General features: G+C 69.8%; 11 protein-coding genes. 8 read left to right on the top strand and 3 right to left on the bottom strand.

What is annotated here, in order from left to right:
- The first annotated feature begins 206 nt into the window (after window positions 1–206).
- From ACMGFH_RS21605 to ACMGFH_RS21590, 4 genes are all read left to right on the top strand, one after another.
- Window positions 207–1001 (top strand): helix-turn-helix transcriptional regulator, encoded by a 795-nt coding sequence (locus ACMGFH_RS21605; RefSeq protein ID WP_415380697.1) that lies wholly within the window; start codon window positions 207–209, stop codon window positions 999–1001.
- Window positions 1002–1100: 99 nt separating this feature from the next.
- Complete coding sequence (locus tag ACMGFH_RS21600) at window positions 1101–1226, top strand: hypothetical protein (RefSeq protein ID WP_415380696.1); 126 nt, start codon at window positions 1101–1103, stop codon at window positions 1224–1226.
- 186 nt (window positions 1227–1412) lie between these two features.
- Window positions 1413–2597 carry a tubulin/FtsZ family protein gene (locus ACMGFH_RS21595; protein ID WP_415380695.1) on the top strand — a complete coding sequence of 395 codons (1185 nt, stop codon included), beginning with the start codon at window positions 1413–1415 and terminating at the stop codon, window positions 2595–2597.
- Window positions 2598–2990: 393 nt separating this feature from the next.
- The gene (locus ACMGFH_RS21590) at window positions 2991–3908 is read left to right on the top strand and encodes a PhzF family phenazine biosynthesis protein (protein ID WP_415380694.1); all 918 of its coding nucleotides are present in this window, start codon (window positions 2991–2993) and stop codon (window positions 3906–3908) included.
- Between the two features lie 39 nt (window positions 3909–3947).
- Here ACMGFH_RS21590 and ACMGFH_RS21585 read toward each other — a convergent pair whose 3' ends face one another.
- From ACMGFH_RS21585 to ACMGFH_RS21575, 3 genes are all read right to left on the bottom strand, one after another.
- Window positions 3948–4733, bottom strand: coding sequence for a phosphatase PAP2 family protein (locus tag ACMGFH_RS21585; RefSeq protein WP_415380693.1), 786 nt, complete (start codon window positions 4731–4733; stop codon window positions 3948–3950).
- Complete coding sequence (locus ACMGFH_RS21580; RefSeq protein ID WP_415380692.1) at window positions 4730–6505, bottom strand: ABC transporter substrate-binding protein; 1776 nt, start codon at window positions 6503–6505, stop codon at window positions 4730–4732. The genes ACMGFH_RS21585 and ACMGFH_RS21580 overlap by 4 nt, the downstream gene beginning before the upstream one ends.
- Window positions 6506–6655: 150 nt before the next feature.
- Complete coding sequence (locus ACMGFH_RS21575) at window positions 6656–7894, bottom strand: hypothetical protein (RefSeq protein ID WP_415380691.1); 1239 nt, start codon at window positions 7892–7894, stop codon at window positions 6656–6658.
- Window positions 7895–8187: 293 nt separating this feature from the next.
- Here ACMGFH_RS21575 and ppsA point away from each other — a divergent pair, with 293 nt between their 5' ends.
- The 4 genes from ppsA (at window position 8188) to ACMGFH_RS21555 (ending at window position 13878) form a co-directional block, all read left to right on the top strand.
- Window positions 8188–10515, top strand: a complete 2328-nt coding sequence (gene ppsA / locus ACMGFH_RS21570) for a phosphoenolpyruvate synthase (protein ID WP_415380690.1) — start codon at window positions 8188–8190, stop codon at window positions 10513–10515.
- Window positions 10516–10586: 71 nt separating this feature from the next.
- Window positions 10587–11726: an enolase C-terminal domain-like protein gene (locus tag ACMGFH_RS21565; RefSeq protein ID WP_415380689.1), complete on the top strand. Its 1140-nt coding sequence runs from the start codon at window positions 10587–10589 to the stop codon at window positions 11724–11726.
- Between the two features lie 96 nt (window positions 11727–11822).
- A complete protein-coding gene (locus ACMGFH_RS21560) occupies window positions 11823–12731 on the top strand; it encodes a dihydrodipicolinate synthase family protein (RefSeq protein WP_415380688.1) in 909 nt (302 codons plus the stop codon).
- Window positions 12732–12954: 223 nt separating this feature from the next.
- Window positions 12955–13878, top strand: coding sequence for a plastocyanin/azurin family copper-binding protein (locus ACMGFH_RS21555; RefSeq protein WP_415380687.1), 924 nt, complete (start codon window positions 12955–12957; stop codon window positions 13876–13878).
- The last annotated feature ends 8 nt before the right edge of the window (window positions 13879–13886 follow it).

The raw sequence follows: 13886 nt of genomic DNA, 5'->3' as shown, positions 1-13886 counted from the left end.
CCTCTAATTCGACCGTTCGGGCGGGTTACGTTACCGTCCGGGAACTGGCCCACGGAGCGGTAGCGACATAAAACGATATCCCTCTCGGCAGAAATCGGTCGCGATCGGCCGGATATCGGCCCGGACAGGGCTGACGCCGGCCAGTGCCTTTTTGGGATCGAATACACGACGGATGTGTACCGTTTCGGATCACCGGACTCACTGCTATGGACGACACGACCTCGGAACTCGTCGACCTGTTGCGGCGTCGCGCTGAACTACTCGCGTCGCTCCGGAAGGGGCCCTGGGAGAAACGGGACCTCGTCGAGGCCCACGACCTCCCGCGGTCGACGCTCGATCGGGCGATACGCGAACTGGAGGCGGCAGACCTGGTCGCGTACGCGGACGGCGCGTACGCGCTGACCGCGTTCGGGGAGCACCTCGTCCACGAGTTCTCCGAGTTCGTCGACCGGGCGGAACTCGCCGTCGAACTGGAGCCGTTCCTCCGGTGGACGACGCCCGAGGCGTTCGACCTCGACCTGCGGACGCTCGCCGACGCGGAGGTCTGGACGCCCGAACCGGGGGACCCGTGGGCCATGGTCAACCGACACGTCCGCGCGCTGGAGACCGCCGACCGCGTCCGCGGCGTCCTCCCGCTGGTCGGCCTGCACGCCGTCGAGGCGGTCCACGAGCGCGTCACCGAAGACGACGCCGACCACCGCTTCGTCGTCGACGCCAACGCGGCGGGGACGCTGCGGACCGACGAGAACTACCTGCCGCTGTTCCGCGACCTGCAGGCCCGCCCGGATCCGACGTTCTTGCGATACGAGGACGACCCCGTCCCCTACTTCGTCGGCGTCTTCGACGACGAGTTCGTCCAGATCGGCGTCGACGATGACGGCGACCCCAAGGCGCTCCTGGAGTCCGACGCCGAGGAGGTCCTCGCGTGGGCGCACGACCGCATCGATCGATACCGACGGCGGGCCGACCCCGTCCCGGCGACGGACGCTGCCGACGACTGAGCGGCTACCGGCGGATCACAGCCGCTGTTCTCGTCGTCTCGTCGCCACCGAGCGCGGCGAAACGCTTATCGCTCTCTGAGACATATGGTAACGGTGATCATGACGCCGACCAAGATCCGCGAGCGACTCCGGGAGCGCGAAGGGGAGTTCGACACCGAGACGTTCTACGGGGCGCTCCAGTACGTCCACGACGACGGACGGACGCGGCGACGACGCCGACGCTGACTCCCGGCAGCGAGACTTGCACCAGTGGCCGCTCAACGGACCGAGATTGGTTGCGAGTTGCTTGTCATTACGGTATCGCTCCCCATGGCAGCAGGCGATTCCGGCGCGGCGGTAAGCGCCGGTTGTGCGAGCGCGGACCGATGAAAGCAGCGTATAGTTAACGCAACCCCCGACTGACAGAAACCCATGAATCTGGCCGTCATCGGATTCGGTAACGCCGGGGGGAAGGTCGCGGACAAACTGCTCGCGTTCGAGGAGAACACGGGGCGGTCGCTGTGGCGGTTCGCGCTCGCCGTCAACTCCGCGGAGATCGACCTCGCCAAACTCGACCACGTACCGCGGGACAACCGGATCCTCATCGGACAGACCGACCAGCGCGTGAAGGGCCGCGGTGCCGGCGCCGACCCCGAGGTCGGCGCGGAGATCGCCCGCCGAGACCACCAGGAGATAGAACGGGCGATGGACGGCGTCCCGATCCACGACATCGACGGGTTCCTCGTCGTCGCCGGCCTCGGTGGCGGCACCGGCAGCGGCGGCGCGCCCGTCATCGCGGAGACGCTCCACGACCGCTACGCCGAACCGGTGTACGGCCTGGGCATCCTCCCGAGCGCCGACGAGGGGGGCCGCGCCGCGTTCAACGCCGCTCGCTCGCTCACCTCGTTCACCGAGGCCACGGAGAACCTCATCTGCTTCGACAACGACACCTGGCGCCAGCACGGCGACTCCGTCGAGATGGGGTACGACCGCACCAACGAGGAGATCGCCCGCCGCGTCGTCACTCTGCTGGCCGCCGGCGAACTCGACGGCTCGCAGATCTCCGAGGCCGCCATGGACTCCTCGGACGTCAAGCGCACCCTCGCCACCGGCGGCGTCAGCTCCATCGCTTTCGCCTCCTCCGAGGTCGAGTCGCGCACCCGCGAGCAGCGGGGCCTCATCAACCGCTTTACCAACGGCCACGAGGAGTCAGAGCCCGACGAGAACGATCTGACCATGAAGGTCCACGGTCTCGTCCGCAAGGCCGTCACCTCCCGGCTGACGGTCCCCGCCGAGATCGACTCCGCCGAGCGCTCGCTGGTCGTCGTCTCCGGCCCGCCCTCGGAGTTCTCCCAGAAGGGCCTCCGGCGCGCCCGCGAGTGGCTCGAACGCGAGACCGACAGCGTCGAAGTGCTGGCCGGCGACGACCCCCGCGAGGGCGTCGACAGCCTCTCGGTCGCCGTCCTCCTCTCGAACGTCACCCGCGTCGACCGCATCGACGCCCTGCAGGACCAGGCCGTCGACGCCAAGTCCAACATCCAGCAGCAGGCCGACACCAGGGAAGACGAGATCAACGACCTGATCACCGACGACGCCGGCGAACTCGACCCGCTCTGACTGAGTTTTCGTTCCTTGGTCTGGATCCAACGAGAGCGTGTGCAGGACTACTTCGACCGCCGACCGCGGGAGTGAACTTGCGACCGCGAACAGCGTGAAAGCCCCGACCCGTTCGACTCGCGCGGGACGCTCTGCGCTCCTCGCTGCGCTGCGGTGCTTGAGGCCCCGTGCTTCGCCGAACGGGCCGCCCCTTTCAGTCCCACCCGTTTCTGCGGATCAATCAGTCTAAGCGGATGGGGCTTTCACACTGTTTGCGGTGCCAGCAGTACTGCTATCGGCAGTGGCTGGTGTCAGGCCACAGCCGGGGTCGAGTGCTGTACCAGAACACTCCGTCCAGTTTCAAGCGGCTCCGAGCGGGCGACTTTATGAGGGAGGTGGCCGAGGGAACGAGACATGACCGACTCACGGCGCGTCCAGATCGTCGACGCGTTCACGACGGAACCGATGGCGGGCAACCCCGCCGGCGTCGTCCCGGAGGCCGCGGACCTCGCAGACGACCAGTTGGCAGCCGTCGCCTCGGAACTCGGTGCGAGCGAGACGGCGTTCGTCCTGCCCGCCGACGAGGCCGACCGCCGGCTGCGCTACTTCACGCCCGAGCGCGAGGTCGACCTGTGCGGGCACGCCACGGTCGCGGCGTTCGCCTCGCTGTACGACCGGGCGGTCGTCGAGAGCGGCGACTACACCGTTGAGACGAACGTCGGCACGCTCGACGTGGAGATCGAACCCGACGGCACGGTCTGGCTCACTCAGTCGCCGCCCGAGATCCGCGAGGTCGACGTGTCCCTCGAAGACGCCGCCGACGCGCTCGGGCTCGACGTGGCGGCGCTGTCGGAGGTCGGCGAGGACCTCCCGCTCGCCCGCGCGTCGACCGGGTTCCCGTTCCTCGTCGTCCCCGTGGGCTACTTCGAACAGCTCTCGGCCGTCGACCCCGACCTGGCGGCCATCGAGGGCCTGTGCGAGGAAACCGACACGGAGGGACTCTACGCGTTCACGTTCGACACGCTGGAAGGCGATGCGACGCTCCACGGGCGCGCGTTCGTCCCGCTGGCGGGCATCGACGAGGACCCCGTGACAGGCACCGCCAGCGGCGCCGTGGGGTCGTATCTGCGCTACCAGGGCGCGCTCGACGAAGCGGACCCGCTGGTGTTCGAGCAGGGCCACTTCCTCGACCGGCCGGGCCGCGTGCTGGTCGACACCCGCGAGGGCGAGGAGGGCGAGACCGCCCCCCGTGTCGGCGGCCGCGCCGTGACGACGCTGGACGGCGACGTCACGATCCCCGAGAGCGACGAGGACGACATCATCGAGGCCTGACCGGCTCGGTTCGTCCGCCGACCGACTTCTCTGGCGGACTCAATCGGCGAACCGCCGGCCGGCGGCGACGGCGATGGCCGCGAGGACGAGGCCGGCGACCACGTCGGTCGCCCAGTGGATGCCGAGGTACATCGTGGCGCCGATGATCGTGAGCCCGATCGCGGTCGCGATGGCGAACCAGCCCGGGTAAGTCTCGCGGGTGTCGTAGGCGACGCCGATGACCGTCGCCGACAGGGAGGTGTGCAGCGACGGGAAGACGTTCGTGTTCGAGTTGACCTGGCTGGTGAGGAACTGGAACTCCGGGTGGTGCGTGTACAGCAGCGACTCGACGGAGCCACCGAGCAGGTTGCGCGGCCCGTAGGCGACGAAGAGGACGTAACAGACCAGCCCGAGGCAGTAGTTGACGCTGTAGGCGATGGCGAGTTTGCGTAGCGAGCGGGTGTCTTCCAGGGCCGCGTAGGCGATCAGCGGGAAGACGAGGACGTAGACGTAGCCGTAAACGTACGCGTAGGAGAACAGCGTCGTGAGGGCGGGCGAGCCCATCGACTGGAGCCACGGGACGAAGTCGCCCTCGATACCGTAGATCAGCGGCGTGATGTTGATCCCGACGAGCCAGGCGACCTCCGTGACGGGCTCGCGGACGACGCTGTTGAGCAGCAGGACGACCGCGAGCACGCCGACGGGGACCGCGACCTCCCGGAGTCGGTCGGGGAATTCGGCGGCCGTCGTCCGGAGCCGGTCGGTGCCGACGAGCGCGACGGCGCTCGCCGTCACGACGACGAGGTTCACGGCGGCGACCTTGGTGAGTACCGGGAGGAGCGTCATTCGACGAGCAACCGTCCGTCGTCGTATCGGTATCCGGCCTCGACGAAGGCCGCTTTCGACGCCTCGGCGTCGAGCTCGCCGTCCGCGTCGACGAGCGAGTCGCCGGGACCGCTGTCGTCCGGGAACGCCTCGGGGTCGTACCAGCCCGTGCCCGCGAGCGGGCTCGCCGCCGGTCGCGCGTAGCCGTCGAAGACCGTCTCGACCAGATGTGACCGGCCGAGCAGCCTGGCCACGACGCGCCGGAAGCGGGCGTTCGACAGCGGCGTCGTCCGGGTGTTGTAGCCGACGTGATAGAACGCCCGGGAGGGTTCGCTCACGAGGTCGAGCACCGACTCGCGGCCGATCCGCGGGACGACCGCCGCGCCGAGGGGCGCGACCGTGGCATCGGCGTCGCCGGAGGCGACCATCTCGACGGCGGAGTCGTCGGACCCCACGGCCCGCAGGCGGATCTCTTCGTAGGCGGGAGCGCCGGCCAGCCGCTCCGGGAGGCCGTCGGGCTCGTCGCGCAGGAAGTGGTCGTCGAACCGGGCGAGGCGGAGCGACTCGCTCGGGACGGCGCGCTCGAACGCGAAGGGGCCGCTGCCGACGGGCCGCGGGTTGTTCCACGCGAGCGCCTCGGTCATCGTGCGGTTGGTCTCGACGCCGGCGACCTTCGCCGTATCGGTCCGGTCCGACCAGACGTGTTCGGGGAGCAGCGGCACCGTGAACGCCCGCCGGGCGACGACGGTCGAGGCGTCGGTGAAGCTGATCCGCGCGGTCCGGTCGTCGACGGCGGTCACGTCCTCGACGAGTGAGGTGCGGCCACGATAGCGCGAGGCGGGGATCGGGCTGTCAGCCGTGCCGAGCGACGTGTCCGCGAGGAACTCGTACGTGAACGCGATGTCCCCGGCGGTCAGCGACTCGCCGTCGTGCCAGGACAGGTCCTCGCGCAGGGTGACCTCGGCGACCGGGCTGCCACCGTCGCCGTCGAGTTCCCACTCGCTGGCCAGCCACGGCCGCAGGACGCCGTCGACCCGCCGCGCGAGCGGGTCGTACAGCAGGTCGACGAACGTCCCGCGCGCCCGGAACTCCGCCGCGATCGGGTTGCGGTTACCAGTGACCCGCCCGTCAGTGGTCGCGAGCGACAGCGTCGTCGCCGAATCGACCGGTTCGAGGCCGAGCAGCACCAGCGGGTCCATCGGGCTCCCGCGCCAGCGGCGGAATCGGTCGTTCCGGAGCGTGCCCAGCGCGTCGGGGACCGCGAGCGTCGTGAACGGCTGGTTCTCGGCGAGGTGGGTCTGCACGTCGGTGACCGCTCGCCGCCGGTCGGTGCCGCTCGTCGTCCGCTGGGCGTCGAGCAGCTCGTCGAGCCCGAGGTCCGTGTACCCGAAGGGGTTCTGCCACCCGGGCTCGCCGCCGTAGACCGAGTGACAGAGCGCGTAGAGCTGGTCCGGGTCGCGCCAGTCGTTCCAGGGGAACTCACCGACGTAGAGGTCGAAGTCGTGGTCCAGCAGGACCCGCCGGTAGAGCGCTTCCGGGCCCATCGGCTCGACGTTCGCGTCCACGCCGCAGGCTCGGAGGTTCTCGGCGAGTTCGCGCGCGATCCGCGACGGATAGGGGTTGGCGTCGACCGGCATCGTGAGGATCCGCAACGACACCTGACTCGCGGGGTCCCGGGCCATGACGTTGCGCGTCCGCTTGACGCACCCGCTCGCCCCGGCCGCGGTCGCCGCCGCTGCCGCCAGCACCGACCGCCGGTCGATGGCCTGCGAAGCCTCTCCCCTTCCTGTCATCGTTCGTCCGTGAGCGTTGGGCGAGGGGGTATTAGTCTCCTGTGGTCATAATTGACAACAATAGCGGATTACTCCGGCCCTAAAGCCGGTAATCTGATCTATCTCACTCTCCCGCCCGAGTAACCCCTTTATATCACCCCGCGGAGGGAGTCAGACGACGCCGGCGAGCGGGAGCGCAAGCGTCAGTCCCCACGCGAGGAGGCCGGCTGCGGTCAACCGCCGGTCGCGCGCGCTCGCCCCGGCCGCCACGGCCGCCAGCGCGACCACCAGGGCGACACGGTGGAGCGCGAGGCGGAGCGGCACCGCGGCGACCCCGACGAGTGCGAGGTCGAGCGTCACGCCGGCACCGAGGCCGAGCGCCGCCAACCCCGTCGCGTACCCGGGGTCGTCCGGCGCGAGCCTGGCGGCCGCGACGGGCGGCCCCGCGACGAGGACCGGGTAGCAGAGACCCGCGAGCACCTGCGGGTTCGTCCCGACGAACAAGTCGGCGATGGCGACGCCCGCCACGCGGACGCCCAGGACTATCGCCACGAGCACGCCGGGGAGCGCCAGGTCGGCGGCCCGGTCGTGGAGTCGCCGGCGGGATGCGACGACGAGCAGCCCCGCGGCCGAGGCAGAGGCGATCTCGATCACGGAGAGCCAGCCGCTGTTCCCGCTGCCGCCCAGGCCGTGGTACTCCCGGCGCAGGTCGGTCGTCGACGGGACCCCGCGCAGGTCCTCCTCGACGAACCGCGCACCGGGCCCGGTCCCGGTGACGGTGTGGCGGAGGCGGAACCAGTCCCAGTACTCCGTGTGGACCTGCAGCGCGGTCCAGTCGCCCGACGGCGCCGGGTAGGCGCGGGCGTGGACGCGCGAGGTGAAATACGAGCCGACCGCGAGTTGATACGTCGCCTCGACCCACTGACCCTCCACCTCCGGCGCGTCCGCGACGTAGGTGTACCGGGTCGCCCCGCTGGCGTGGCGCCAGGGCGTCTCCCCGATGGCGGCGTCGCTCTCTGCGCCCGACCAGTTGGCGTCCGAGCGGCGTTCGAGGACCCGCCTGACGCGGTCCGGTTCGCCGAGGACGACGACGTTCAGCGCGAGCGTCCGCCCGTCGACCGATCGGCGACGGCTGGTGTACGGCCAGAGGTAACTCCCCGCCTCCCGCGGCTGGACCAGGCGGTCCGAGACGGGTCGGTTCGCCGCGGGCCGGTCCGCGCCGGTGCGGTCCGGACTGACGGCGCCCGTATCGCCGGAGGCGTGGTGTCCGCCACCGCCGAGGGTGTCTCCGGAATGGTGGCCGCCTCCGCCGGGGGTGCCGCCGGCGAGCGGGCTCCCGGCGAGCGCGCCGACGCCGAGCGCAGCGGCGACGACGCAGACGGACACCGCGCCAACCACCCGGCGGTTCATACCCCCCTGTACGGCTCCCCCACAATTAGTTCCCGGTTACGTTCGGCTTCGATCTGCGCCCGGCGTCCGAACGCGACGGCGACTCGGCAACTCGCCGAACGCGACGGTCACGAGGCCGTGGCGGCACCGGCCCAGCGGCCCGTGCGCCACCGGCCCATGGGAGGGGGCCACAAGTACTCGGAAGCGAAACAATATTCCAGAAAACGGACCCGTTACCCCCCTAACGCAAGGTATTTATCGGGACCAGGGCCGGAAAGTTCTTGGGTGTCCTGGGCGACACTCTTGATACGGTTATGGCATTACTCTGGCTGGACGACGTTACGGCCGAGGACTTCGACTCGGTCGGTGGCAAAGGCGCATCCCTGGGCGAGCTGACATCGGCGGGCCTGCCGGTTCCGCCCGGGTTCGTCGTGACGGCCGAGACGTACCGGTCGTTCATCGAGGAGACCGGAATCGACGAGGAGCTGTTCGAGGCGGTCGACGTCTCGGTCGACGATTCCGAGGCGCTCGCTCGCGCCGCCGAGCGCGCCCAGGAACTCATCCGAGAGACCGAGATGCCCCAGTCCATCCGCGAGGAGATCCTCGCGGCCTACGACGACGTCGAGGACGGCGAGGCCTCCGTCGCGGTCCGCTCGTCGGCGACCGCCGAGGATCTGCCCGACGCCTCCTTCGCCGGCCAGCAGGAGACCTACCTCAACGTCACGCGCTCGGGGCTGCTCGACCGCGTGCGCGACTGCTGGGCGTCCCTGTTCACCCAGCGAGCTATCTACTATCGACAGGAGCAGGGCTTCTCCCACGAGAAAGTCAACATCGCTGTCGTCGTCCAGCTGATGGTCGACGCCGAGAAGAGCGGCGTCATGTTCACGAGCCACCCGACCACGGGCGACCCACGGGCGATCATCGAGTCCGCCTGGGGCCTGGGCGAAGCCGTCGTCTCCGGCGCCGTTTCGCCCGACAAGTACGTCCTCGACCGCGAGACGGGCGATCTGCGCGACGCGACCGTCGCCACCAAGAAGGTGATGCACGTCCGCGACGAGGAGACCGGCGAGACCATCGAGCGGGCAGTCCCGGAGGACAAGCGCGACCAGCAGGTCCTGTCCGAGGAGGAGCTCGATCGCCTCGTCGGCCTCGGCGACGAGATCGAGTCCTACTACGGCGACCCGCAGGACGTCGAATGGGCCATCGCCGACGGCGACCTCTACGTCCTCCAGTCCCGCCCCATCACGACCATCGACGAGAACGCCGGCGGCGTCGCGGGCGCCTCGAACGGCGTCGACGACATCGCCGGCGTCGCCGACGGCGGGAGCGCCGCCCAGTCCGGCGGCGCGAGCGGCTCCGAACAGAACGGGGGCAACGTCATCTTCTCCGGCATCGGCGCCAGCCCCGGCCGCGTGTCGGGCCCGGCACGGACCATCCGCAAGCTCGACCACCTCGACAAGGTCGAGGAAGGCGACATCATCGTCGCCGAGATGACGACGCCCGACATGGTCCCCGCGATGAAGCGCGCCTCAGGCATCATCACCGACGAGGGAGGCATGACCAGCCACGCCGCCATCGTCTCCCGTGAGCTCGGGGTCCCCGCCATCGTCGGCACCGAGCAGGCCTCCGAGCGCCTGCACGACGGTCAGGTCGTCACCATCGACGGCGACAAGGGCACCGTCGAGCAGGGCGACTCGACCGGCGCCGACGAGCGCGAACCCGTCGAGGAAGTGCGCCCGCAGGCGCCCGTCAAGCCCATGACGGCCACCGAGGTGAAGGTCAACGTCTCGATCCCCGACGCCGCCGAGCGCGCGGCCGCGACCGGCGCCGACGGCGTCGGCCTGCTGCGGATCGAGCACATGATCCTCTCGACGAACAAGACGCCCGAGCGCTACATCGACGACCACGGCGAGAACGAGTACGTCGAGGAGATCGTCGACGGCGTCCGCGGCGTCGCCGAGGAGTTCTACCCCCGGCCCGTCCGCGTCCGCACGCTCGACGCGCCCACCGACGAGTTCCGCCAGCTGGAGGGCGGCGAGAGCGAACCCGCCGAGCACAACCCGATGCTCGGCTACCGCGGCATCCGCCGCAGCCTCGACCGCCCCGACCTCTTCGCCCACGAACTCGCCGCGTTCCGCCGGCTGTTCGACCTCGGCTACGACAACGTGGAGATCATGTTCCCGCTCGTCAACGACGCCGAGGACGTACTCCGGGCCCGCCGACTCATGGAAGAGGCCGGCATCGACCCGGACAAACAGGACTGGGGCGTGATGATCGAGACGCCCGCGGCCGCGCTGGGCGTCGAGTCGATGGCCGACGCCGGCGTCGACTTCGTCTCGTTCGGCACGAACGACCTCACGCAGTACACGCTCGCGGTCGACCGCAACAACGGCCGCGTCGCCGACCGCTTCGACGAGCTCCACCCGTCGGTCCTCAAACTCATCAGCGAGACCATCGAGACCTGTCGCGAGGAGGGCGTCTCGACGAGCATCTGCGGCCAGGCCGCCTCGAAGCCCGAGATGGTCCAGCACCTCGTCAACGAGGGCGTCACCTCTATCTCCGCGAACATCGACGCCGTTCGCGACGTCCAACACGAGGTCAAGCGCGTCGAGCAGAAACTGCTGCTCGACAACGTCCGCTGAGCGGCTGCGTTCCCGGTCGGCAGTTCCGCGGCGCGAAGGCTTTTGTCACGATCGATTCATTCGTTAGGCTGATGGAAATCGCCGAGATCGAGATCCACGAGTACGAGAACACGATCGAAGACCACGGGACACGCGAGGACGGCGCCGGCTGTTACGTCCCCGGCGCTGAGCGGACGGAAGCGATGTTTATCCTCACGATCCGCACGCGCGACGGGACCGAAGGGCAGTACCGCGGCGTGATGTTCCCGAACGTCCAGCTCGCCCAGATCCGGATGTGGGCCGAGGAGCTGATCGGCCGGGACCCACTCGCTCGCGAGGATATTTGGATGGACTTCTGGCGGCGCGGGCGCCACACCGACCGGATCGGGATCGGGCCGATCGACGTCGCGCTCTGGGATCTAGCGGGCCAGCACTACGGCGCGCCGCTGTACGAACTGCTGGGCGGCGGGAAGCGCGACCGGATCCCGGCGTACGCTTCGACGCTGCCCGGAAATCCCGAACACGACACGCCCGAGGTCTTCGCCGACCACGCCGAAGCGTGCGCCGAGCGCGGGTATCCGGGCTACAAGCTCCACCCGCTGGGGGACCCGGATCTGGACATCGCGGTGTGTCGCGCCGTCGACGAGCGTGTCGGCGACGAACTCGACCTCATGCTCGACCCCTCCAGCACCTACACCACCTACCGCGACGCCCTGCGCGTGGGCCGCGTGCTCGACGACCTGGACTTCTACTGGTACGAGGACCCGATGTGGGAGACCGGCGAGAGCGTCTACGCCATGCGCCGCCTCGCCGACGACATCGACACGCCGCTGCTCGGGATCGAACACTCCCGCACGGAGCCGTTCGGGAGCATCAACCACCTCTTCGACGACGCGCTCGACATGCTCCGGGTCGACGCCCACCTCGGGGGCGGGATCACCGGCGCGCTCAAGACCGCCCACGCGGCCCAGGCAGCGGGGTTCGACGTGGAACCGCACCTCGGCGGCGCGGCCCACCTCCACCTCCTCAGCGCCGTCCCGAACTCGAACTACTACGAACACGGCCTGCTCCACCCGCACACCGAGTGGCACTCGGAGGCCGGCCTCGCCGAGCCCGTCGACGAGATCGACGACGACGGCCACGTCCCCGTCCCCGACGGCGACGGCCTCGGCATCGAGATCGACTGGGACTTCGTCGAGGCGAACGAGACCGACCGCACGCTCGTCGACTGACCCGGTGAGTCGACGGTCCGGCAGAGCGGTCTCCCCTGCCGAGGCGACCGCTTCCGCCGCCCGAACGTTGAAAGCGCTTCCCGCCGACCCACGGGTATGCCATTCGAGGGCGTACTCCCTATCCTTGCCGTCCCGTGTCGCGAATCGGGCGAGATCGACTACGAGAGCGTCCGGACGCAGATCGCCGCGCTCGCCGACGGCGGCTGCGACGGCGTGATCCTGTTCGGGTTCGGCAGCGAGTTCTACAAGCTACGCGACGGCGAACGGCGCGAACTCACGCGCGTCGCCGTCGACGCGGGCGCCGAGTTCGACCTGCCGGTGTACGCCTCGGTGACCGAGCAGACCACGGCCGCGGCGGTCGAGTGGGCCGGGTGGTACGCCGACGCCGGCGTCGACGGCCTCATGCTCCTCCCGCCGCACATGGCCGGCCCGAGCGAGGGCGCGCTCCTGGCGCACATGCGGAGCGTCGCCGACGCCGTCTCCCTGCCGATCATGGTCCAGTACGCCCCGCAGAACGTCGGGGTGACTATCGCCCCCGGGACGTTCGCGGAGGTGAGCGAGGACGTTTCGAACGTCTCGCACTTCAAAGTCGAGTGCGAACCGCCGGGTCCGTACGCGACCGCGCTCCTCGACGCGACCGACGGCGCGGTCGACGTGCTCGTCGGCTCCAACGGGAAGCACCTGATCGAGCTGCTGGATCGCGGCGGCGTCGGCGTGATCCCCACCGGCGGCCTCCACGAGTTCTACGTCGAGATATTCGACCGGTACGACGCCGGGGACCGCGAGGGCGCGATCGCGGTCCACGATAGGCTCCTGCCGATGCTCAACCACAGCGCCGGCGGCGAGTCGTTCGTCCGCTTCGACAAGGAGATCCAGGCCCGCCGCGGGTTCATCGCCGAGGACGCGACGCATATGCGTCCGCCCACCACGGACCCCGACGATTACGTCGTCGACCTCTGGGAGGACCGCCTGGAGCGCGCGCTCGATTACCTCGGGGAGCTGTGACTGCCGGAGACACCCCAGACTGCCTCGGCGCCCGAATGTTCATTGGTAACGATCACCAAATGCCGCGTCGAACCCAGTAGCCTCGGGCATCGCTCGGCGGGCGGGCGGATCGACCGTGCAGTCGGGGCAGCTGAATGCGGCGGAGTAACGGTCCGTTGCCGTCGCTCCCGGCCGGATACCTCGCTGATAACGAAGGATCGCGACGCCCTCACACACTGTTGCAATGTCACAGGAGAACCTCGAATCCTCACGACGGGACGTGATGAAGGCGGTCGGTGCGGGGACCGTACTCACTGCGCTCGGCGGGACCGCCGTGGTCAGCGGGCGCGACGGGCGAGCGGTCGGCGAGGTCGACGCCGCCGCGGTCGAGCACGACGACCGGCTCCAGCAGGCCGGGTCGGTCCACACCGTAGAGACGCTCATCAGCGGGCCGCCGACGAACCCCGAACGGCCGGCCGATTTCTTCTACCAGCCCACCGGACTGCACGTCCAGCCGGGCGACGTGATCCGCTTCGAGTTCGTCACCCCCGACCACAACGTCGTCTCCTACCACCCGGCCTTCGGGATGCGACGGCGGGTCCCGCTCGGGGTCGACGCGATCTCCGCACCGCTCAAGGGCTACCGACCGGATTCGATCCCGGGAGACATGGTCGACCCGCCGATGCCAGCGGCCGAGGAGGGACCCGGGGGAACGGCGACAGCGACCCCCGGCGGCGAAGCCACGACGCCGATGGAGACCGAGACGCCCACGGACACCGGGACCGCGACGGGAACGGACGGCGGGAGCGAGGGGCCGGTACCGGATTACTGGCTACTCGCGCTGGACGAACCGGGCGTCTACGACTTCCTCTGTTCGCCCCACGAGGTGTTCGGGATGGCGATGCGCGTAGTCGTCGGCGACGAGACCGACGCCGACTTCGAGACCGAGGACGCCGAAGCGCTCCCAGAGCCCCGCGTCGGCCCGGTGGGACTCGCGCGGGTGACGCTGACCGACCCGGCGCTCGCGCCCGAGAACATCGTCGAGCAGGGGAGCGTCGAGTGGAGCGCGCTGGAAGCGAACCAGGGCGGAGGCGGCGAAGGGACCGCGACCGAGACGCCTACCGCCGAGACCGAGACGGCAGCGACGGAGACCGAGAACGGCGGGTGACCGGGGCC

This window comes from Halosimplex rarum (assembly GCF_047715405.1).
Taxonomy (GTDB): domain Archaea; phylum Halobacteriota; class Halobacteria; order Halobacteriales; family Haloarculaceae; genus Halosimplex; species Halosimplex rarum.
This window is presented reverse-complemented; position numbering and strand designations above follow the sequence as displayed.